A 20,024-nucleotide genomic window follows, 5' to 3' on the forward strand; every position below is an offset into this window, starting at 1 on the left:
AAAAACCACATCAATCCGAGAGACTGTCGCTCTCGCTGCAACTCACAAGAAAGAGATGCCATGTTCACCAGACAATTGGCCGATGTAGAAAAAACTGACTTCTTCGTCGATTGGGGCAACGGCACGAGCCACCGGTTGCTCACCCAGCGGGACGGCATGGGGTTCACAGTCTGTCATACGGTCGTGCGTGCCGGCAGCGAGTCGCGGCTTCAGTACCGGCGGCACCTGGAGGCCTGCTACTGCATTTCCGGCAGCGGCGAAGTCGAGGATATGTCGGGCGCGGTCCATCGGATCGAATCCGGCACGATCTACGTTCTCGATGCCCATGACGATCACTATCTGCGTGCCGATGCGGCCGGCGACATGGTGCTGGTCAGCGTCTTCAATCCGCCACTCCACGGCACAGAACGGCATACTCTCAGCGGCGAAGGAAGCTCTGCTTACTGAAACTTCGGGCCGGGTGAAGCGCTTCATTGGCGAGGCGAACATTCGCGGCGTCGCCTCGCCGTCACATGACCGTCACACTGAGCAGAATCCTGACCCGGCGGAATGTGTGGGACGGCAAAATCGAGCGCTCCCGTTGACGCAAGGAATCTTCTCATCAACTTATTTTGACGGCGATTTCTTCGAAACGGCGCGCATCATACGGCTGAATCGTCAAAGACATTGCGTTGTGCCAATGATAGGGTCCGCGATAGTCCAGGGGTCGGGTGCGAAAAAACGGGCAATCGGGTGGCGTGCGTCCAAACCACGCTCGGCGATTGAAAAATCACGTTGCAATCCGGGCTCGAAACTTTACGACTAGGGGAAATACGAACAAGGAGTGCGACCGGGGAACGGGCGACATTCCAGGGGAGCCGCATAAATATGCAGTACTTCGTCCAGCAGCTTATCAACGGGCTGACGCTGGGATCTATCTACGGGCTGATCGCGATCGGCTACACGATGGTCTACGGCATCATCGGCATGATCAATTTCGCCCATGGCGACATTTTCATGGTCGGCGCCTTCACGGCCCTCATCGTCTTCCTCATCCTCGGCGCGATGTTCTACTCGGTGCCGGTGGTGGTGGCGCTCCTGATCATGATGATCGTGGGCATGCTGCTCACCAGCCTATACAACTGGACGATCGAGAAGGTGGCCTACCGGCCGTTGCGCGGCTCGTTCCGGCTGGCGCCGCTGATCACCGCAATCGGCATGTCGATCGCGCTGTCCAACTTCGTGCAGGTCACGCAAGGGCCGCGCAACAAGCCGATCCCGCCGCTGGTCAGCCAAGTCTACACCATCGACGGCATCAGCGTCTCGCTGAAGCAGATCATCATCGTCTTGGTCACCGCCGTGCTGCTGGCGATCTTCTGGTACCTCGTCAACAGGACGGCGCTGGGGCGGGCGCAGCGCGCCTGCGAGCAGGACCGCAAGATGGCGGCGCTGCTTGGCGTCGACGTCGACCGCACTATCTCCATCACCTTCATCATGGGCGCAGCACTTGCCGCTGTCGCGGGCACGCTGTTCCTGATGTATTATGGTGTGGTGGTGTTTTCGGACGGCTTCGTGCCGGGTGTGAAGGCGTTTACCGCGGCGGTGCTCGGCGGCATCGGCTCGCTGCCGGGCGCGGTGCTCGGCGGGCTCCTGATCGGCTTCATCGAGAGCATGTGGTCGGCCTATTTCTCGATCGACTACAAGGACGTCGCAGCCTTCTCGATCCTGGCGATCGTGCTCATCTTCCTGCCCTCCGGCATCCTGGGCCGGCCTGAAGTCGAAAAGGTCTGATCCTCATGGCCGTTACCGTGTCTCCGGAGCGCGACGTCGTCGTCCCTCCCATCCAACGCGCATTCCGCGAAGCGCTCTACGCCGGCGCCATCGCGCTCGGCCTGTTCGTGCTGTTCATCGGCCTCAGGACCGACCAGAACATCAGCAACGAATTGATCTTGGTGCAACGCTGGGGCCTGCTTGCCCTGGTGGTCATTGCCACCGCCGTCGGCCGCTTCCTCTATGTCGGCTACGCGCAGCCGGCGATGGAGCGGGCCAAGGCGGAAAAGGCCAAGGCGCCGGCCGCCGTCGCGGCCGAACCGGGCTTTGTGCGGCGCAACTTCAACAGGATTGGCGTCACGGTGCTGATCGCCTATCCAGTCGTGATGGTCCTGGCGTTCGGCTTCCAGGGCTCGCTGAAATGGGTCGACAATTTCGGCATCCAGATCCTGATCTACGTGATGCTGGCCTGGGGCCTCAACATCGTCGTCGGGCTGGCAGGCTTGCTCGACCTCGGTTACGTCGCCTTCTATGCCGTCGGCGCCTATGCCTACGCGCTGCTCGGCACGCATTTCGGCCTGTCGTTCTGGATCCTGCTGCCGGCCGCTGGCATGATGGCCGCGTTCTGGGGCGTCATGCTCGGCTTCCCGGTGCTGAGGTTGCGCGGCGACTACCTGGCGATCGTGACGTTGGCCTTCGGGGAGATCATAAGGCTGGTCATCATCAACTGGCGCGAGGTGACCAACGGCTCGGCCGGCGTTTCCGGCATTCCGAAAGTGTCGTTCTTCGGCCTGATGTCGTTCAACGTCTCTGACCCTAACTACATCGCCAAGGTGCTGCACATCGCCCAGTCGGGCGCCTACTATAAAATCTTCCTGTACTACCTGATCCTGGGCCTCTGCTTCATCACCGCCTTCGTCACCATCCGGCTTCGCCGCCTGCCGGTGGGCCGGGCCTGGGAGGCATTGCGCGAGGACGAGATCGCCTGCCGCTCGCTCGGCATCAACACCACCACCACCAAGCTCACGGCCTTCGCCACCGGCGCCATGTTCGGCGGCTTCGCCGGCTCGTTCTTCGCCGCCCGGCAAGGCTTCGTCAGCCCCGAATCCTTCGTCTTCCTGGAATCGGCGATCATCCTCGCCATCGTCGTGCTGGGGGGCATGGGCTCGCTCGGCGGCATTGCGGTGGCGGCGCTGGTGATGATCGGCGGCACCGAGATCCTGCGCGAGCTCGGCTTCCTCAAGGCCGTGTTCGGTCCTGACTTCACGCCGGAACTCTACCGCATGCTGCTGTTCGGCATGGCCATGGTCATCGTCATGCTGTGGAAGCCGCGCGGCTTCGTCGGCAGTCGCGAGCCGACAGCCTTCCTCAAGGAGCGAAGAGCGGTCTCAGGCTCCTTCACCAAGGAGGGCCACGGCTGATGGACGTGCAAGCTTCCACGAGCGATTTCATCCTCCAGGTCGAGCATCTGTCGATGAAATTCGGCGGCCTGGTCGCCATCGGCGACCTGTCCTTCCAGGCCAGGCGCGGCGAGATCACCGCGCTGATCGGGCCGAACGGCGCCGGCAAGACGACGGTGTTCAACTGCATCACCGGCTTCTACAAGCCGACGGAAGGCATGATCACGCTCAACAAGCGCGACGGCTCGACCTTTCTGCTCGAGCGCCTGCCCAACCACGAGATCCCGGCGCGCGCCAACGTGGCGCGCACCTTCCAGAATATTCGGCTGTTCTCGGGCATGACGCTGCTCGAGAACCTTTTGGTCGCGCAGCACAACAAGCTGATGAAGGCCTCGGGCTACACCTTCCTCGGCCTGTTCGGCTTTCCGAGCTATCGACAGGCTTCCGCCGAATCGATCGAGCTTGCCAGGCATTGGCTGGAAAAGGCCGACCTCGTCGACCGCGCCGACGATCCGGCGGGCGACCTCCCCTATGGCGCGCAGCGCCGGCTGGAGATCGCGCGCGCCATGTGCACCGGCCCCGAGTTGCTCTGCCTCGACGAGCCGGCCGCCGGCCTCAATCCGAGAGAGTCGGCGGCGCTCAATGAACTCTTGATGGACATCAAGAACAGCACATCGATCCTGCTGATCGAGCACGACATGTCGGTGGTCATGCAGATCTCCGACCATGTCGTCGTGCTCGAATATGGTCGCAAGATCTCCGACGGCAATCCGCAATCAGTCAGGACCGACCCGCGCGTGATCGCCGCCTATCTCGGCGTCGACGACGAGGAGGTGGAAGAGGTGCTGACCGAAGTCGGCGACGAGGCCGTCATCGAGCAGCTGGATACCGGTCCCGATGCCGCGCACGGCCCTGGAAGCTCGGCCTCGATGATGGCGGGGCCGGTTTCCGATACCGTCGAACACGCGGACGAAGGCGAGCGGGTCACGGTGTCGAAGGGCGCCTCGAAAGCGGCTCAGGTCGACGCGCGCGCGAACTCGACAAGAAGCAAGCCGGCCTCGCAATCCGGACAGCCCGCAGTGAAGCCGAAGCCCTCGGCCAAAAAGTCCATCTCGCCGGCCAAGCCGGCTGCGAAATCCTCGACAGCTAAGCCGCGCGGAGGGCGTAAATAATGGCCGGCACATCGCTGCTCGATATCAAGGGCGTGCAGACCTACTATGGCAACATCCGGGCGCTGAACGGCGTCGACGTCAGCGTCAACCAGGGTGAGATCGTGGCGCTGATCGGCGCCAACGGCGCCGGCAAGTCGACGCTGATGATGACCATCTTCGGCGCGCCGCGCGCCCGGGCCGGCACCATCACCTTCGCCGGCACCGACATCACTCAGTTGCCGACGCATGAGATCGCGCGCCTGCGCATCGCCCAGTCGCCGGAAGGGCGCCGCATCTTCCCGCGCATGACGGTGATGGAAAACCTGCAGATGGGCGCCAGCATCGACAACCTCAAGCATTTTGACGAGGATGCCGAGAAGGTCTTTGCACTGTTCCCGCGGCTGAAGGAGCGCATCAACCAGCGCGGCGGCACGCTGTCGGGCGGCGAGCAGCAGATGCTGTCCATCGGGCGCGCGCTGATGGGGAGGCCGAAGCTGCTCCTGCTCGACGAGCCGTCGCTTGGATTGGCCCCGCTGATCGTCAAGCAGATCTTCGACGCCATCCGCGAGCTCAACAGGTCGCAGGGGTTGACCGTGTTCCTGGTCGAGCAGAACGCCTTCGGCGCGCTTAAGCTCGCCAATCGCGGCTACGTCATGGTCAACGGCAATGTGACGATGAGCGGCACCGGCAAGGAGCTGCTCGCCAATCCGGAAGTGCGCGCCGCATATCTCGAAGGCGGGCATCACTAGGGCAGTTTTGATGCAATTCCGGACGGAAAACCGTTTCACACTTTTCCTGGGATTGCTCTAGGGTCGGGAGACATCAAATCATGCAAGGCGTTCTCTACGAAGAAGCCTCGATCTGGCACTTCTTGTTCGTCACGGGCCTGCTCGGCGGCGGGGCGGCTTGGATGACCGGCAAAGCTGTGGCCCAGACCTGGGGCACCCACGTCCGCCTGTTCATTTACATGCTTGGCCTCGGCATCGGGGTAAGGTTCATCCATCATGCCCTGTTCGGAGGCACGATGTTCTCGCTGCATTATTACATCGTGGATACCATCGTGCTGATGTTATTCGGCTTCCTCGGCTATCAATACACGCGCACCAACCAGATGGTCACACAGTATAATTGGCTCTACGAAAGAGCTTCCTTATTGAGCTGGAAGCCGAAGGGCTGAAGTTCATGATTAACGTCGTTTCAGGGATGAATCGGCGTGACAAGTGCCTGAAAATCGGCATTCTACGCTTTCTGCGATAAGGGTGGGCATCGCATGAAAGTATCATCCACGCCCACTCCGTAAATGGGAGCGTTTCAATGAAAAAATCACTTTTGTCCGCCGTGGCGCTGACCGCGTTCATCGCGTTCAGCGGCAACGCGTGGGCCGACATCCTGATCGGCGTCGCCGGTCCGATCACGGGCCCGAACGCCGCCTTCGGCGCGCAGTTGCAGAAGGGCGCGGAACAGGCGGTCGCCGACATCAACGCGGCAGGCGGCATCAATGGCCAGCAGCTCAAGCTCGAGATCGGCGACGACGTCTCCGATCCCAAGCAGGGCATCTCGGTCGCCAACAAGTTCGTCGCGGACGGCGTCAAGTTCGTCGACGGCCACTTCAACTCGGGCGTGACCATTCCCGCTTCGGAAGTCTATGCCGAGAACGGCATCCTCGTCATGACGCCGGCGGCGACCAATCCGAAGCTCACCGAGCGCGGCCTGTGGAACACATTCCGCACCTGCGGTCGCGACGACCAGCAGGGCAAGGTGGCGGGCGACTACATCGCCAAGAACTTCAAGGACGCCAAGATCGCCATCATCCACGACAAGACGCCTTACGGCCAGGGCCTTGCCGACGAGACCAAGAAGAACCTGAATGCCGGCGGCATCACGGAAGTGATGTATGAAGGCGTGAACGTCGGCGACAAGGACTTCTCGGCCCTCATCGCCAAGATGAAAGAAAATAACGTCACCCTGATCTACTGGGGCGGCCTGCACACCGAAGCCGGCCTGATCATCCGTCAGTCGGCCGACCAGGGCCTGAAGGCGCCGCTGTTCTCGGGCGACGGCATCGTCTCCAACGAACTGGCCTCGATCGCAGGCGACGCCGTTGCCGGCACGCTGAATACCTTCGCTCCGGATCCGCGCAAGAATCCGGCCGCCAAGGAAGTGGTGGAGAAGTTCCGCGCTGCCGGCTTCGAGCCGGAAGCCTATACGCTCTACTCCTATGCAGCCATCCAGATCATCACCCAGGCCATCGCAAAGGTCGGCTCGGCCGATGACGCTCAGAAGGTCGCCGACACGATCAAGTCGGGCGGTCCGTGGAAGACGGCCATCGGCGAGATCGGCTACGACTCCAAGGGCGACATCACCCGTCCGGACTACGTCATCTACGAATGGAAGAAGGGCGAGGACGGCAAGTACAGCTACTTCGAGAAATAAGCCGGCAAACAGAAGCCGGCTTTTCGGATGCCCGGCGCTAAGCGCCGGGCATTTTTTGTTGACGGTGCCGTCGTCCCGGTCGGCGGCGTCGTCCCGCATCGAGGACAACCCGCAAATCGTCCCTGAACCGCTTTGGGGGAACGGCAGCGGCAGCCCTGGCGCAAACAGAGGATTTAAATCGTTTTAGGTGTCGCGCTATTTTGTTTGCGCTGCAGCATTTTCACGCTAATCATTGCCCGTCCATCTCACCTTCCGCTGCTGGAGCCCAGTCCTTGGCAATCACGAAAATCCTCGTCGCCAACCGGTCCGAAATCGCCATCCGCGTCTTTCGCGCGGCCAACGAGCTGGGCCTCAAAACCGTGGCGATCTGGGCGGAAGAGGACAAATATTCGCTGCACCGCTTCAAGGCCGATGAAAGCTACCAGGTCGGGCGCGGGCCGCATCTGGCCAAGGACATGGGGCCGATCGAGAGCTACCTTTCGATCGAAGAAGTGATCCGCGTCGCCCGGCTTTCCGGCGCCGACGCCATTCACCCCGGCTACGGCCTGTTGTCGGAGAGCCCGGAATTCGCCGAGGCATGTGCGGCCGCCGGCATCACCTTCATCGGGCCGAAGCCGGAGACGATGCGCCGGCTCGGCAACAAGGTCGCCGCGCGCAACCTGGCGATCGAGGTCGGCGTGCCGGTCGTGCCCGCCACCGATCCGCTGCCCGACGACATGGAAGAGGTGAAGAAGCTCGCCGCGCAAATCGGCTATCCGGTGATGCTGAAGGCCTCGTGGGGCGGCGGCGGCCGCGGCATGCGCGCCATCCGCTCGGAGGCCGACCTCGCGCGCGAGGTGATGGAAGGCAAGCGCGAGGCGAAGGCCGCCTTCGGCAAGGACGAGGTCTATCTCGAGAAGCTGATCGAGCGCGCCCGCCATGTCGAGGTGCAGGTGCTCGGCGACACCCATGGCAACGCCGTGCATCTGTTCGAGCGCGACTGCTCGATCCAGCGCCGCAACCAGAAGGTCGTCGAACGCGCGCCGGCGCCCTACCTCAGCGAGGCCCTGCGCGAGGAACTCTGCGGCTATGCGCTCAAGATTGCGCGCGAGACCAGCTATATCGGCGCCGGCACGGTCGAGTTCCTGCAGGACGCCGACACCGGCAAGTTCTACTTCATCGAGGTCAATCCGCGCATCCAGGTCGAGCACACGGTCACCGAAATGGTGACCGGCATCGACATCGTGAAGGCGCAGATCCACATCCTCGACGGCTTCGCCATCGGCACGCCGGAATCGGGCGTCCCGGCGCAAAAGGACATCAAGCTCAACGGCCACGCGCTGCAGTGCCGCATCACCACCGAGGATCCGGAGCACAATTTCATCCCGGACTATGGCCGCATCACCGCCTATCGCGGCGCCACCGGCTTCGGCATCCGGCTCGACGGCGGCACCGCCTATTCGGGCGCGGTCATCACCCGCTTCTACGATCCGCTGCTGGAAAAGGTGACGGCCTGGGCGCCGACGCCGGCCGAGACGATCGCGCGCATGAACCGGGCGCTGCGGGAGTTCCGCATCCGCGGCGTGGCGACCAACCTCACCTTCCTCGAAGCGATCATCAACCACCCGAGCTTCGCCGACAATTCCTACACCACCAAGTTCATCGACACGACGCCGGAACTGTTCCAGCAGGTGAAGCGGCAGGACCGCGCCACCAAGCTGCTCAACTACCTGGCCGATGTCAGCGTCAACGGCCATCCGGAGACGCGCGGACGGCCGATGCCGAAGGCCGATGCGTCGGCGCCTGTCGTGCCCTATCTCAACGGCAAGGTGCCGGACGGCAGCAAGCAAAGGTTCGACGCGCTCGGGCCGCAGAAGTTCGCGGCATGGATGCGCGAGCAGCCCCAGGTGCTGGTCACCGACACGACGATGCGGGACGGCCATCAGTCGCTGCTCGCCACCCGCATGCGCACCTATGACATCGCCGGCATCGCCGGTACCTATGCGCGGGCGCTGCCGCAGCTGTTGTCGCTGGAATGCTGGGGCGGCGCCACCTTCGACGTCGCCATGCGCTTCCTCACCGAGGATCCGTGGGAGAGGCTGTCACGGGTGCGCGAAGCCGCCTCCAACCTTCTCCTGCAGATGCTTTTGCGCGGCGCCAACGGCGTCGGCTACACCAACTATCCGGACAATGTCGTGCAGCATTTCGTCAAACAGGCGGCCGCCGGCGGCGTCGACCTGTTCCGCGTCTTCGACTGCCTGAACTGGGTCGAGAACATGCGCGTCGCCATGGATGCGGTGGGCGCCGAGGGCAAGCTGATCGAAGCGGCCATGTGCTACACCGGCGACATTCTCGACCCGGCGCGTGCAAAGTACGACCTCAAATACTATGTCGGGCTGGCGAAGGAACTGGAGGCGGCCGGCGCGCATATCATCGCCGTCAAGGACATGGCGGGCCTGTTGAAGCCGTCGGCGGCCCGGGTGCTGTTCAAGGCGCTGCGCGAAGAGACCGACCTGCCGATCCATTTCCACACGCACGACACGTCCGGCCTGTCGGCGGCGACGGTGCTGGCGGCGGTCGAAACCGGCGTCGACGCCATCGACGCGGCGATGGATTCCTTTTCCGGCAACACCTCTCAGCCTTGCCTCGGCTCGATTGTCGAGGCGCTCAGGGGCACGGAGCGCGACCCAGGCCTCGACCCACAGTGGATCCGCCACGTCTCCTTCTACTGGGAAGCTGTCCGCAACCAGTACGCCGCCTTCGAAAGCGACCTCAAGGGTCCGGCCTCGGAGGTCTATCTGCATGAGATGCCGGGCGGCCAGTTCACCAATCTCAAGGAGCAGGCGCGCTCGCTCGGCCTCGAAACCCGCTGGCACGAGGTGGCGCAGGCCTATCATGACGTCAACCTGATGTTCGGCGACATCGTCAAGGTGACGCCGTCGTCGAAAGTGGTCGGCGACATGGCGCTGATGATGGTGAGCCAGGACCTCACCGTGGCCGATGTCGAGAACCCGGCCAAGGACATCGCCTTCCCTGACTCGGTCGTCTCGATGCTGCGCGGCGATCTCGGCCAGTCGCCCGGCGGCTGGCCGCAGGCGCTGCAGAAGAAGGCGCTGAAGGGCGAAAAGCCGATCACGGTCAGGCCGGGCTCGCTGCTCAAGCCGGCGAATCTCAAGGCCAGCCGCAAGGAGATCGAGGAGAAGCTCGAGCGCAAGCTCAGCGAGTTCGAATTCGCCTCCTGGCTGATGTATCCGAAGGTCTTCACCGACTTTGCTGCCGCGCAGGAAACCTACGGTCCGGTCAGCGTGCTGCCGACGCCGACCTATTTCTACGGCATGAAGTCGGAAGACGAGATCTTCGTCGACATCGAGAAAGGCAAGACGCTCGTCGTGCGCTGCCAGGCATTTGGCGATGTCGACGAAAAGGGCATGGTCACCGTCTTCTTCGAGCTCAACGGCCAGCCGCGCCGCGTGAAGGTGCCGGACCGGGCCCACGGCGCCTCGGCCGCCAAGGCGCGGCGCAAGGCGGAACCCGGCAACGAGGCGCATATCGGCGCGCCGATGCCTGGTGTGGTGTCGGCGCTTGCCGTCGCAGCCGGCCAGGCGGTCAAGGCGGGCGACGTGCTGCTCTCGATCGAGGCAATGAAGATGGAGACGGCGCTGCACGCCGAGCGCGACGGCGTGGTCGCCGAAGTGCTGGTCAAGGCCGGCGACCAGATAGATGCCAAGGATCTGCTGATCGCTTTCGGCTGAGGTGCGCTGATATTCCAGGTGAGGCCGGCCTGCAAACGCCGGCCTCCTGCGCCTCCGGCCTTCGCCGGCCGAAGCATCATGGCATGAGAGCGGTGTGGCAGTTAAGGCTACGGTCGGCGTGGGCCGGTACTGACGTACGTTAAGTACGCTCCGCCCCGGCCTTCGCCGGCCGAAGCCCTCATAAGTGTTTCCGCTCTATGAAGGCTACGCCCGGCGTAGGCCGGTTCTCGGAAGCCACCGTTTTCGACTCGGCCTGACCTGAATCTCAGCACACCTCAGGTGCCGCAACCCTTTCATGCCGCATCGATAGTGTCTTGACCCGCCGCGCCTGCTCGGGCATCGAACCGGCTCCAATTTTGCCGGCCGGCTTCCGAGTCGCCGGAAGTCAACGACGCGGAGAGAAAAATGGCCGACGAGATCACCGAGACCAGCCAGACTGTAGCCGCCGGCCAGCTGCGCGCCATCATCGAGCGCATCGAGCGGCTCGAGGAAGAGAAGAAGACGATTTCCGACGACATCAAGGATGTCTATGGCGAGGCCAAAGGCACCGGCTTCGACACCAAGGCGATCCGCACCATCATCCGGCTGCGCAAGAAGGACCAAGCCGAGCGCCAGGAGGAGGAGTCGATCCTGGATCTCTATAAGGCCGCGCTCGGCATGGTCTGACCCTCATGGCCGGAGACCGGCCATGAGTGAGTTCGACTTCGGCGGCCGGCGCGCCTCGGAGTTCCGCCATCGCGGCTTCTGGGCGCTGTTCGCCGAGCGGCATCCGGAAGAAAGGCCCCGGCTGGCGAGGCGCGGGCCCTGGTTCTGGCAGCGCGGAATGCCGGAGTTCGCCCTGGTGCTTTCCATGTATGTCGCGCCCAGCGAGAACGTGGTCGGCGTCTTCTTCGGCCGCAATGAGAAGCTTGGCGCGACCGGTGTCTGGACACGGCTGAAGCCGTTCCAGCGGGCGATCGAGGCACGGCTGAAGCTCAGGCCGGAGCAGAGTGCGCAAAACCTCGGCATCAATTCGCAGTGGCGGGTCAACTGTTTCGCCGAGGACAACTGGCCGGCCATGGCCGACTGGCTGGTGACCGAATGTTCGCGCTTCGAGCAGGCTGTTCTCGCCGTGCTGGGCGACGAAGACAGGCCATAGAAGCTCAGCGCCTTTACAGGTGGGCGCCCGTTTCAGCCCGCTTGCGACTGGTTGCGGCCAATCTCTTCGAGATGCTGCTGCAGCGCCATCTGATCGAGCGAATGTATCGGCAGGTTCGTGAACAGGCCGATGCGGTTGCTCATCATGCGGAAAGCCTCGGCGAAGGCCAGATGCTGCTCGGCGTCCCTTCCACCGGCCCTGGCCGGATCCGGCACCGCCCAAAGCGCCGTCATCGGATGACCGGGCCAGACCGGACAGCTTTCGTTCGCGGCGTTGTCGCAGACGGTGAAGATGAAGTTCATCTCGGGCGCGTTTGGTCCGGAAAACTCGTCCCAGCTCTTGGAGCGGGCGAAGGAGGTGTCGTAATTCAGGCTCTCCAGCAGTTGAAGCGTGTATGGGTTGACGGTGCCCCTGGGGTTGGCGCCGGCTGAATAGGCCTTGAAACGGCCGGCGCCGAGCCGATTGAGAATGGCCTCGCCCATGATCGAGCGGGCCGAGTTGGCGTTACAGAGAAAGAGGACGTTGTAGACTTGACCGCTCATTTTCGAACCTCTCTGTGTTTGCTGGTGCAAATGACAGAATACGATGTGGGGGTCACAGATCGGTGATGATACACGTTATGGCGGCCAGCTTCTGTTTCGTCTGCGTCGGATTCTGCGACATCGAGGTTCGTCGATGGGTTTGAAACTCTCGTTCGGCTCAATGAGGCTCGATTGATGGACAAGCCTGAACCCGCGGCCCCCCAACCAGCGAAAATCGATCGCGGGGCGGCGGACTTCTTCCGCATGCGCTGGCAAGGTGAAGCACCGCTCGACCGGCTGTTCTGGCGCGACATGCTGCTCGCCGGGACGGCGATCAACATCGCCTCGTCGGGGCTGGCGCTGACGCTGCTCGGGCTGAAGCTGCCGCTGTGGCTGGTGCTGACGGTGCATCTTCTGCCGGTACCCTACAACATCTTCCTCGCCCTTGCCGTCTGGCGAACGGCGGAGAAGGCGGGCGGCGCCAAGGCCTCGCTGATGATGCTGGGCTCGGCGCTCTGGCTGATCGCGACAGTTGTCGCCTGAGGGACCGTCCGCAAAACAAAAAGGGCGGCCGAAGCCGCCCTCCAGTGTGCGTTGTGGCCGTTCAGGCCGACGGCTCGAACTGCAGCGCCACGCCGTTGATGCAGTAGCGCAGGCCGGTCGGCGGCGGGCCGTCCTCGAAGACATGGCCGAGATGGCCGCCGCAGCGCGAGCAATGGCACTCGGTCCGCACCATGCCGTAGCTGCGGTCGACGGTGGTCTCGATCGAGCCGGGGACCGGATCGTTGAAGCTCGGCCAGCCGGTGCCGCTCTCGAACTTCAGCTTGGATTCGAACAGCGGCTGGTCGCAGCCGACGCAGAAGAAAGTGCCGGCGCGCTTCTCGTAAAGCAGGGCGCAGCTGCCGGGGCGCTCCGTGCCGTGGTTGCGCATGACGGCATATTGCTCCGGCGTCAGCCGGGCGCGCCACTCGGCATCGGTGCGGGTGACGGGGTAGGCGTGGGTGTCCATGAAATCTCCTCGGCCTTGGCGGCTCGTTGTTGGTTTGCAGCCTGTATTCGCGCAAACATAGGCTTTTGTTACAGGCGCTGCCAGCGGCAGTGGACTAGTGCTTGCGGGACAGCTGCTTCGTCGCTGCCTCGAGCCCAGCCAGCGTCAGCGGGAACATGCGGCCGCCGAAGATGTCGCGGATCAACTGGATCGAGTGGGTGTAGCCCCAGTTCTTCGGGCTTTCGGGGTTCAACCAGATTGCATTCGGCCATTGCTGCAGCAGGCGGCCGAGCCAGATGCTGCCGGCCTCCGGGTTCCAGTGCTCGACGGAGCCGCCGGGATGGGCGATTTCGTAGGGGCTCATCGACGCGTCGCCGACGACGATCACCTTGTAGTCCGGCCCGTATTTGTGGATGAGGTCGAAGGTCGGGATCGTCTCGGCAAGGCGGCGGCGGTTGTCCTTCCAGACGCGCTCGTAAAGGCAGTTGTGGAAGTAGAAATATTCGAGCTGGCGGAATTCGGCGCGGGCGGCGGAAAACAATTCCTCAACGCCGCGGATATGATCGTCCATCGAGCCGCCGACATCGAAGAACATCAGGAGCTTCACTGCGTTGCGCCGCTCGGGTCGCGTCTTGACGTCGAGATAGCCGTGCTCGGCGGTGGCGTGGATGGTGCCGGGCAGGTCGAACTCTTCTTCGGCGCCCTCGCGCACCCAGCGCCGCAGGCGCTTCAGCGCCACCTTGATGTTGCGGGTGCCGAGCTCGACCGCGTCGTCGAAATTCTTGAATTCGCGCTTGTCCCAGACTTTTACCGCGCGACGGTGGCGGCTCTCAGCCTGCCCGATGCGCACGCCTTCGGGATTGTAGCCATAAGCCCCGAAGGGCGAGGTGCCGCCGGTGCCGATCCATTTCGAGCCGCCCTGGTGGCGGCCCTTCTGCTCTTCCAGCCGCTGTTTCAGGGTCTCCATCAGCTTGTCGAAGCCGCCCAGTGCCTCGACCAGCTTCTTCTCCTCGTCGGTCAGGTGCTTTTCGGCCAGCCGGCGCAGCCATTCCTCGGGGAGGTTGGCGACATCGAGGGCGTCCGGCCCGGCAAGCGCCTCGACGCCCTTGAAGACATGCGCGAATACCTGGTCGAAGCGGTCGAGATGGCACTCGTCCTTCACCAGGGCTGAGCGGGCGAGGTAGTAGAAACCCTCCACGTCATAGTCGACCAGCCCGGCCTCCAGCCCTTCGAGCAGCGACAGATATTCCCTGAGCGAAACGGGAACCCGCGCGGCTTTCAGTTCGAGGAAGAAGGGGATGAACATGGTCGGATTGTTATCTGTGTCCCTCGATCTTTTCTCTGGCAGCGCTCGCAATGAAAGCGGAGCGCGTGAGTCCACGCCGGCCAGCCTCTTCGTCGATTGCCGCCAAAAGGCCGGCGTCCAACGAAAGGTTGGCTCGTACAGGTCGCCCGGAATCGATCAGCACAGGAATCATCACCGCCGACTCGCCGGCACTGCTGTCGATTTCGCCCGCCAGCAACAAATCCGCCACGGTACGTGGGGCAGGCATGGGCAACTGCTTTGCCATCCGTGTTTCGGCCCATTCCCGCATGGCCGAGGTCGCGTCGGCAATCGCTTCCTCGGGGCTCGCACCGCCGCCATGGCAGCCGGGAAGATCGGGAACGCGCACGCCCCAAGTATCTTCGGCGCCATCGAGAATTCCAACATAATGCGTCATGCAATTGGTCCTCAAAGCCATCCGGCAAGCCGCGCGATCGACCGCGCGACGCCCGGAGACTGTTCGCGATGCCTCGGCACGACAATCATGATCTCCGGTTTCTCCGGATGCTCGTACTTGTCGTGCTTGCCTCCGCCTACGCTAACCCAGCCGTCACGCAACAGCCTCGCGATGATCTTGCGCGTGTTAATCTCGATCAGCGGCATGACCAGCATCGATCGATGCGCAATATATTGCGCAAACTCGGTGAATTCAACCGGCGCTGCTTCACAACAGATCGTACTCGATGAAGCCCGTGCGGCGCGCGACATGGTCGTAGAGCCGGCGCGCGGTGGCGTTGGTCTCGTGCGTCATCCAGTAGACGTTCTTCACGCCGATCTTGCCGGCCTCCTCTTGCACGGCTTTGATCAGCGCCGCGCCAATGCCCTTGCCGCGCACTTCGGGGTCGGCGAACAGATCCTGCAGATAGCAGTTGTCGACCAGCGACCAGCAGGAGCGGTGGTAGAGGTAGTGCGTAAGACCTACCGCCTTGCCGTCGAGCGTGGCGATGAAGCCCTTCGGCTCGAATTCGCCTGCCGTGAACAGGCGCTTCCAGGTGAGGTCGTAGACCTCGTCCGGCAGCTTGGTCTCGTAGAAAGTGAGGTAGGCGGTCCACAACCGGCGCCAGTCGGCGTGGTCGGACTGGGCAAGCGGGCGGACGGTGATCTCGGTCATTCTTTCCTCCAATGCTTTCGCCCCGAAGCTGCGGCAGCGGCTGCTTGGCGGCAACGGTCCACAGCCGAAGAATGCGCTATTGCTGCCGATTATTGTTGCCGTCTCGCCATGAAGGCCAGGCGCTCGAACAGGTGCACGTCCTGCTCGTTCTTGAGCAGCGCGCCGTGCAGCTTCGGCAGCGCGTTTTTCGGATCGGCGCGCAGGTCTTCCGGCGCGATGTCGTCGGCGACCAGCAGGCGGATCCAGTCGAGCGCCTCGGAGGTCGACGGCTTCTTCTTCAGTCCGGGCACCTCGCGGATCGCGTAGAACTGGGTGAGCGCGGCGCGCACCAGGTTCTGCTTGATGCCGGGATAATGCACGTCGACGATCCGGTGCAGCGTCTCGATGTCGGGGAAGCGGATATAGTGGAAGAAGCAGCGGCGCAGGAAGGCGTCGGGCAGTTCCTTCTCGTTGTTGGAAGTGATGATGACGATCGGCCTCAGCGCCGCGTGAATCGTCTCGCCGGTTTCGTAGACGAAGAACTCCATCCGGTCGAGTTCCTGCAGGAGGTCGTTGGGGAACTCGATGTCGGCCTTGTCGATCTCGTCGATCAGAAGCACGACCTTCCTCGGCGCCGCGAAGGCATCCCAAAGCTTGCCGCGCTTGATGTAATTCCTGATGTCGCTGAAACGGTCGTCGCCGAGCTGGCTGTCGCGCAAGCGCGAGACGGCGTCATATTCGTAAAGGCCCTGCTGCGCCTTGGTGGTCGACTTGACGTTCCATTCGATGAAATCCAGCCCGAGCGCCGCCGCCACCTGGCGGGCGAGCTCGGTCTTGCCGGTGCCGGGCTCGCCCTTGACCAGCAAGGGCCGCTCCAGCGCGATCGCGGCGTTGACCGCCACCATCAAATCCCTGTCGGCGACGTAAGCCGCGGTGCCTTCGAAACGCATTTTTTCTCCTGGCCGTTTTGCGGCGACCGTAAGGAGGCGGCTCGGAGCGCGCAAGGGCGGGATGTCGAGGGGGTGTTTGGACGATCCTGGCGGTTCGAATAACGTCGCCCTCGGCGTCCGTTCCTATGTCGGTTGTTTCTCTGGCGCTTGGCCAGCCATCGGCCTATATTGGCGTTGGCGGTCTGCGCTTCCCGGCAGGAGAAACTTATCCCCGGGGCCTTATCGATCCTTAGGGAGCTGTCCCTGGGAAGACCCGTGGGTTTTCTCACACGGCGCCCACCTACTTTGTAGGCACCCGGGATCGACCTCTCCACCGGTTGTGTGGATCGTCGCACTCCCTTTTTGGCAAGCCGTGCGGTAGAAGACGTCGTTCCTGCAACTTCGCCCGGATACGACCTTCTCTACCATCGTCGCATGACACCTTCCAAAGACCTGAAAAAACAGCTTCGCAAGGACGCCTTGGCGCGCCGGGACGCGCTGGATGAATTCTGGCGAGTCGAGATCGCGCTCGAGATGGCGGAAACCGCGAAGGAGAAGATCGCCGTCGAGCCGGGCCAGATCGTCTCAGGCTTCTGGCCGATGCGCTCCGAGGTCGATGTGCGGCCGCTGATGTTCGCGCTGCGCGAAAAGGGCGCCAGGCTCTGCCTGCCGGCGATCCTCGACAAGACCACCATCGTCTTCCGCGAACTGGTGCGCGGCGCGCCGATGGTCGAGATGGGCTTCGGCACGGTCGGGCCGCATGCAGAGGCGGAAGTCCTGGACCCGTCGATGATGCTGATACCGCTTGCCGCCTTCGATGCGCGCGGCCATCGCATCGGCTACGGCGCCGGCTACTACGACCGGGCGATCGCGAGGCTGGCCGACAAGGGCCTGACACCCCGGCTGATCGGCATCGCCTTCGACTGCCAGGAAGTCGAAATGGTCCCTGACGAGAACCATGACGTCATCATCCCGGAAATACTCACCGAGAGCGGGTTGCGCCGGTTCACGCCGGAATTGTAGAAATGCGTTTGAGAAACGCATGATCTTTTGCGGAAAGTCATGCAGCTTTTGCTTGGCGGACCTTCGGCGCAGGATCGTATGAGACTTTTCTTTCTCGGCGACATGGTTGGAAAAACTGGACGCACGGCGGTGTGGGAACAGCTGCCCGGGCTGATTTCCGACTTCAAGCTCGACTTCGTCATCGTCAACGGTGAGAACGCCGCAGGCGGCTTCGGCATCACCGAGGAGATCTTTCGCGAGACGCTCGCTGCGGGCGCCGATGTCGTGACCACCGGCAACCATGTCTGGGACCAGCGCGACGCGCTGATCTTCGCGCCACGCGAGGAGCGCTTCTTGCGCCCCTCCAATTTCCCGAAGGGCACGCCGGGGCGCGGCTCGGGCGTCTACATCGCCAGGAATGGCGCGCGGGTGCTGGTCGCCAACATCATGGGCCGCGTCTTCATGCATCCCGAGCTCGACGACCCGTTTCAGGCCGGCGAGCGCGAGCTTGCGGCCTGCCCGCTCGGCGAGCAGGCGGATGCGGCCGTCATCGATTTCCATGCCGAGGCGACCTCGGAAAAGATGTGCTTCGCGCATTTTGTCGACGGCCGCGCCAGCCTGGTGGTCGGCACGCACACGCACCAGCCGACGGCCGATCATCAGATCCTCAACGGCGGCACCGCCTATATTTCGGACGCGGGCATGTGCGGCGACTATGATTCCTCGCTCGGCATGGACAAGGAGGAACCTCTCAACCGCTTCCTGTCGAAAGTGCCGAAGGGCCGTTTCGAGGCGGCGAACGGACCAGCGACGCTGTGCGGCATCGGCGTCGAGATTTCCGATCGCACCGGGCTGGCCGAAAAGATCGCGCCGTTTCGTCGCGGGCCGCGGCTTGAGGAAACGGCGCCGTCCTTCTGGTCGTGACATTGATATGGGCGAGGCCAGTACCTAACTGGCGACGAAACCCGCGAAAACTTCTCTAAACCACGCAATTCCGGACGGAAAACCGCTACGCACTTTTCCTGGGATTGCTCTCGATCGTAGAGGGGACGACCTTCATGCAGCTTGTCGAATTCCTGGCGCCGCACTTTGCCTTCGTTTCCGATCCGACCGCATGGATCGCGCTGCTGACGCTGGTGGTGCTGGAGGTGGTGCTCGGCATCGACAACCTGATCTTCATCTCGATCCTCACCAACAAGCTGCCGGAAGCGCAGCGTGCACGCGCGCGCCGGCTGGGGATCTCGGCGGCGCTGGTCATGCGCCTCGTCCTGCTCGCCACCATCTCGATCATCGTGCAACTGACGACGCCGGTGTTCACGGCGCTCGGGCACGGCTTTTCCTGGCGCGACCTGATCCTGATCGCCGGCGGCCTGTTCCTGGTCTGGAAGGCGACCAAGGAGATACACCACACCGTCGACCCGCAGGACCATCAGGATACAATGGTGGGCACGCTGCAGTTGAGCCTGGCCGGCGCGATCTTCCAGATCCTGCTGCTCGACCTCGTCTTCTCGATCGATTCCATCATCACCGCCGTCGGCATGACCGACGAGATCGCCATCATGTATATCGCGGTGATCGTGGCGGTAAGCGTGATGATGCTGGCGGCGACCCCGCTCGCCAATTTCATCGCCAAGAACCCGACCATCGTCATGCTGGCGCTGGGCTTCCTGCTGATGGTCGGCATGACGCTGATCGCCGACGGCATGGGATATCATGTGCCCAAGGGCTACATCTATGTCGCCATGGGTTTTTCCGCCCTGGTCGAGGGGCTCAACATGCTGGCGCGGCGGCGGAAGGAGCAAAGGCCCGGCGAAGGGCATTGATGCTGGCACACCTTCGTCATTCTAGGGCGGAGCGACGCGAAGCGGAGCGCAGACCCTAGAATCCATGCCGTTACCCACGCCGAAGAATGCAGCGTGGCAGAATCTTGCACTGTTGCAACGCCTTAAGGTTACGGCATGGATTCTATGGTCTGCGCCGCGTCGCTTCGCTCCTTGCTCCGCCATAGAATGACGAAGCATAGGCGTTTCGGCCAATCGCCAAAGCATCTGCCAACGCAAACACTGTCCGACCTTATGACCTAGTCGCTTACGGCTAGGCCGATACACCCTTCGGGTGCCGGTCGCCGATAAGGCCGAGCGTCAGGCCCTGTTCCAGCCATGCCTTGGCGCCGGCAAGCACCAGCGCAAAACCGCCGGTCGAGCCGATCGCCTGGTTCACCTGGGCGTCGCCTGAGCCGGCGAAGCCGAAATTGCGGACCTCGAGAAAAGTCGCGTCGCCCGGCATCCGGGTGAAAGTCCAGACAACGGTGGTCGGCGGCTCGCTCCATTGCATGACGATCTTTTCGTTGGGGACGATCTCACTGACCTCGACCTTGGTCGAGACACCGTACATGCGCCATTCCCACTGAACCGGCCTGCCCTCGTCCAGCCGGCCGCTGGAATGCATGAACCAGAACTTCGTCGTGATTGCCGGATCGACAATGGCCTCGAAAACTTCGGCGACCGGCCGGCGGATAAGCATGCCGGTCTCGGCGGTAGGGGCGTGGTTGAGTTCCATGACATCCTC

General features: G+C 63.0%; 21 protein-coding genes, 1 other RNA gene and 1 pseudogene. 15 read left to right on the top strand and 8 right to left on the bottom strand.

The features are described 5' to 3' along the window. Positions 1-60: 60 nt before the first annotated feature. The 10 genes and pseudogenes from EJ067_RS20410 to EJ067_RS20455 all read left to right on the top strand — a co-directional run bounded on the left by EJ067_RS20410 (position 61) and on the right by EJ067_RS20455 (position 11,602). Complete coding sequence (locus tag EJ067_RS20410; protein WP_126087071.1) at positions 61-447, top strand: ectoine synthase; 387 nt, start codon at positions 61-63, stop codon at positions 445-447. A gap of 420 nt (positions 448-867) precedes the next feature. Continuing rightward, complete coding sequence (locus EJ067_RS20415) at positions 868-1,770, top strand: branched-chain amino acid ABC transporter permease LivH (RefSeq protein ID WP_067001669.1); 903 nt, start codon at positions 868-870, stop codon at positions 1,768-1,770. A 5-nt stretch (positions 1,771-1,775) separates the two neighbouring features. Next, positions 1,776-3,170 carry a high-affinity branched-chain amino acid ABC transporter permease LivM gene (gene livM, locus EJ067_RS20420; protein WP_126087072.1) on the top strand — a complete coding sequence of 465 codons (1,395 nt, stop codon included), beginning with the start codon at positions 1,776-1,778 and terminating at the stop codon, positions 3,168-3,170. Further along, a pseudogene (locus tag EJ067_RS20425) lies at positions 3,170-4,264 on the top strand (ABC transporter ATP-binding protein); the annotation flags it as partial. The gene livM and the pseudogene EJ067_RS20425, both read left to right, overlap by 1 nt. 56 nt (positions 4,265-4,320) lie before the next feature. Beyond that, the gene (locus EJ067_RS20430) at positions 4,321-5,049 is read left to right on the top strand and encodes an ABC transporter ATP-binding protein (protein WP_126087074.1); all 729 of its coding nucleotides are present in this window, start codon (positions 4,321-4,323) and stop codon (positions 5,047-5,049) included. An 80-nt stretch (positions 5,050-5,129) separates the two neighbouring features. Continuing rightward, on the top strand, positions 5,130-5,477 hold the full coding sequence (locus EJ067_RS20435; RefSeq protein WP_126087075.1) for a DUF6867 family protein: 348 nt from the start codon (positions 5,130-5,132) through the stop codon (positions 5,475-5,477). Positions 5,478-5,614: 137 nt separating this feature from the next. Further along, complete coding sequence (locus EJ067_RS20440; protein WP_126087076.1) at positions 5,615-6,733, top strand: branched-chain amino acid ABC transporter substrate-binding protein; 1,119 nt, start codon at positions 5,615-5,617, stop codon at positions 6,731-6,733. Positions 6,734-7,005: 272 nt separating this feature from the next. Beyond that, positions 7,006-10,464, top strand: coding sequence for a pyruvate carboxylase (gene pyc / locus EJ067_RS20445; protein ID WP_126087077.1), 3,459 nt, complete (start codon positions 7,006-7,008; stop codon positions 10,462-10,464). Between the two features lie 405 nt (positions 10,465-10,869). After that, positions 10,870-11,130 carry a DUF2312 domain-containing protein gene (locus tag EJ067_RS20450; protein WP_095804728.1) on the top strand — a complete coding sequence of 87 codons (261 nt, stop codon included), beginning with the start codon at positions 10,870-10,872 and terminating at the stop codon, positions 11,128-11,130. Positions 11,131-11,152: 22 nt separating this feature from the next. Then, a complete protein-coding gene (locus tag EJ067_RS20455; protein ID WP_126087078.1) occupies positions 11,153-11,602 on the top strand; it encodes a hypothetical protein in 450 nt (149 codons plus the stop codon). Positions 11,603-11,634: 32 nt separating this feature from the next. On the opposite strand, the gene EJ067_RS20460 is transcribed toward EJ067_RS20455, so the two are convergent. Further along, positions 11,635-12,144: an arsenate reductase ArsC gene (locus EJ067_RS20460; protein WP_126087079.1), complete on the bottom strand. Its 510-nt coding sequence runs from the start codon at positions 12,142-12,144 to the stop codon at positions 11,635-11,637. Positions 12,145-12,318: 174 nt separating this feature from the next. On the opposite strand from EJ067_RS20460, the gene EJ067_RS20465 reads away from it, so the two are divergent. Beyond that, entirely contained in the window at positions 12,319-12,666 is a 348-nt protein-coding gene (locus tag EJ067_RS20465) for a hypothetical protein (protein ID WP_126087080.1), read from the top strand. A gap of 61 nt (positions 12,667-12,727) precedes the next feature. On the opposite strand, the gene msrB is transcribed toward EJ067_RS20465, so the two are convergent. The 6 genes from msrB to EJ067_RS20495 all read right to left on the bottom strand — a co-directional run bounded on the left by msrB (position 12,728) and on the right by EJ067_RS20495 (position 16,475). Further along, entirely contained in the window at positions 12,728-13,132 is a 405-nt protein-coding gene (gene msrB, locus EJ067_RS20470) for a peptide-methionine (R)-S-oxide reductase MsrB (RefSeq protein WP_126087081.1), read from the bottom strand. Positions 13,133-13,226: 94 nt separating this feature from the next. Beyond that, the gene (locus EJ067_RS20475; RefSeq protein WP_126087082.1) at positions 13,227-14,417 is read right to left on the bottom strand and encodes a VWA domain-containing protein; all 1,191 of its coding nucleotides are present in this window, start codon (positions 14,415-14,417) and stop codon (positions 13,227-13,229) included. Between the two features lie 10 nt (positions 14,418-14,427). Next, on the bottom strand, positions 14,428-14,832 hold the full coding sequence (locus EJ067_RS20480) for a type II toxin-antitoxin system HicB family antitoxin (RefSeq protein WP_126087083.1): 405 nt from the start codon (positions 14,830-14,832) through the stop codon (positions 14,428-14,430). Positions 14,833-14,843: 11 nt separating this feature from the next. Further along, positions 14,844-15,038, bottom strand: a complete 195-nt coding sequence (locus tag EJ067_RS20485) for a type II toxin-antitoxin system HicA family toxin (protein WP_189510043.1) — start codon at positions 15,036-15,038, stop codon at positions 14,844-14,846. Positions 15,039-15,099: 61 nt separating this feature from the next. Then, entirely contained in the window at positions 15,100-15,546 is a 447-nt protein-coding gene (locus EJ067_RS20490) for a GNAT family N-acetyltransferase (protein ID WP_126087084.1), read from the bottom strand. 89 nt (positions 15,547-15,635) lie between these two features. Continuing rightward, positions 15,636-16,475, bottom strand: a complete 840-nt coding sequence (locus EJ067_RS20495) for a MoxR family ATPase (protein WP_126087085.1) — start codon at positions 16,473-16,475, stop codon at positions 15,636-15,638. 176 nt (positions 16,476-16,651) lie between these two features. On the opposite strand from EJ067_RS20495, the gene ssrS reads away from it, so the two are divergent. The 4 genes from ssrS to EJ067_RS20515 all read left to right on the top strand — a co-directional run bounded on the left by ssrS (position 16,652) and on the right by EJ067_RS20515 (position 19,279). After that, positions 16,652-16,807, top strand: a non-coding RNA gene (ssrS, locus tag EJ067_RS20500) — 6S RNA. Between the two features lie 82 nt (positions 16,808-16,889). Then, positions 16,890-17,477: a 5-formyltetrahydrofolate cyclo-ligase gene (locus EJ067_RS20505; RefSeq protein WP_126087086.1), complete on the top strand. Its 588-nt coding sequence runs from the start codon at positions 16,890-16,892 to the stop codon at positions 17,475-17,477. A gap of 78 nt (positions 17,478-17,555) precedes the next feature. Beyond that, on the top strand, positions 17,556-18,380 hold the full coding sequence (locus EJ067_RS20510) for a YmdB family metallophosphoesterase (protein ID WP_126087087.1): 825 nt from the start codon (positions 17,556-17,558) through the stop codon (positions 18,378-18,380). Positions 18,381-18,514: 134 nt separating this feature from the next. Beyond that, positions 18,515-19,279, top strand: coding sequence for a TerC family protein (locus EJ067_RS20515; protein WP_126087088.1), 765 nt, complete (start codon positions 18,515-18,517; stop codon positions 19,277-19,279). 271 nt (positions 19,280-19,550) lie between these two features. Here EJ067_RS20515 and EJ067_RS20520 read toward each other — a convergent pair whose 3' ends face one another. Then, on the bottom strand, positions 19,551-20,015 hold the full coding sequence (locus EJ067_RS20520; protein ID WP_126087089.1) for an SRPBCC family protein: 465 nt from the start codon (positions 20,013-20,015) through the stop codon (positions 19,551-19,553). Positions 20,016-20,024 lie beyond the last annotated feature (9 nt).

It is taken from the genome of Mesorhizobium sp. M1D.F.Ca.ET.043.01.1.1 (assembly GCF_003952385.1).
In the GTDB taxonomy this organism is placed as follows: domain Bacteria; phylum Pseudomonadota; class Alphaproteobacteria; order Rhizobiales; family Rhizobiaceae; genus Mesorhizobium.

Excerpts from the sequence above, each read along its gene's own strand:
- EJ067_RS20410 (WP_126087071.1), top strand. The coding sequence starts at position 61 with ATGTTCACCAGACAATTGGCCGATGTAGAAAAAACTGACTTCTTCGTC.
- EJ067_RS20415 (WP_067001669.1), top strand. The coding sequence starts at position 868 with ATGCAGTACTTCGTCCAGCAGCTTATCAACGGGCTGACGCTGGGATCT.
- livM (WP_126087072.1), top strand. The coding sequence starts at position 1,776 with ATGGCCGTTACCGTGTCTCCGGAGCGCGACGTCGTCGTCCCTCCCATC.
- EJ067_RS20430 (WP_126087074.1), top strand. The coding sequence starts at position 4,321 with ATGGCCGGCACATCGCTGCTCGATATCAAGGGCGTGCAGACCTACTAT.
- EJ067_RS20435 (WP_126087075.1), top strand. The coding sequence starts at position 5,130 with ATGCAAGGCGTTCTCTACGAAGAAGCCTCGATCTGGCACTTCTTGTTC.
- EJ067_RS20440 (WP_126087076.1), top strand. The coding sequence starts at position 5,615 with ATGAAAAAATCACTTTTGTCCGCCGTGGCGCTGACCGCGTTCATCGCG.
- EJ067_RS20450 (WP_095804728.1), top strand. The coding sequence starts at position 10,870 with ATGGCCGACGAGATCACCGAGACCAGCCAGACTGTAGCCGCCGGCCAG.
- EJ067_RS20455 (WP_126087078.1), top strand. The coding sequence starts at position 11,153 with ATGAGTGAGTTCGACTTCGGCGGCCGGCGCGCCTCGGAGTTCCGCCAT.
- EJ067_RS20460 (WP_126087079.1), bottom strand. The coding sequence starts at position 12,144 with ATGAGCGGTCAAGTCTACAACGTCCTCTTTCTCTGTAACGCCAACTCG.
- EJ067_RS20465 (WP_126087080.1), top strand. The coding sequence starts at position 12,319 with ATGGACAAGCCTGAACCCGCGGCCCCCCAACCAGCGAAAATCGATCGC.
- msrB (WP_126087081.1), bottom strand. The coding sequence starts at position 13,132 with ATGGACACCCACGCCTACCCCGTCACCCGCACCGATGCCGAGTGGCGC.
- EJ067_RS20475 (WP_126087082.1), bottom strand. The coding sequence starts at position 14,417 with ATGTTCATCCCCTTCTTCCTCGAACTGAAAGCCGCGCGGGTTCCCGTT.
- EJ067_RS20480 (WP_126087083.1), bottom strand. The coding sequence starts at position 14,832 with ATGACGCATTATGTTGGAATTCTCGATGGCGCCGAAGATACTTGGGGC.
- EJ067_RS20485 (WP_189510043.1), bottom strand. The coding sequence starts at position 15,038 with ATGCCGCTGATCGAGATTAACACGCGCAAGATCATCGCGAGGCTGTTG.
- EJ067_RS20490 (WP_126087084.1), bottom strand. The coding sequence starts at position 15,546 with ATGACCGAGATCACCGTCCGCCCGCTTGCCCAGTCCGACCACGCCGAC.
- EJ067_RS20495 (WP_126087085.1), bottom strand. The coding sequence starts at position 16,475 with ATGCGTTTCGAAGGCACCGCGGCTTACGTCGCCGACAGGGATTTGATG.
- EJ067_RS20505 (WP_126087086.1), top strand. The coding sequence starts at position 16,890 with ATGACACCTTCCAAAGACCTGAAAAAACAGCTTCGCAAGGACGCCTTG.
- EJ067_RS20510 (WP_126087087.1), top strand. The coding sequence starts at position 17,556 with ATGAGACTTTTCTTTCTCGGCGACATGGTTGGAAAAACTGGACGCACG.
- EJ067_RS20515 (WP_126087088.1), top strand. The coding sequence starts at position 18,515 with ATGCAGCTTGTCGAATTCCTGGCGCCGCACTTTGCCTTCGTTTCCGAT.
- EJ067_RS20520 (WP_126087089.1), bottom strand. The coding sequence starts at position 20,015 with ATGGAACTCAACCACGCCCCTACCGCCGAGACCGGCATGCTTATCCGC.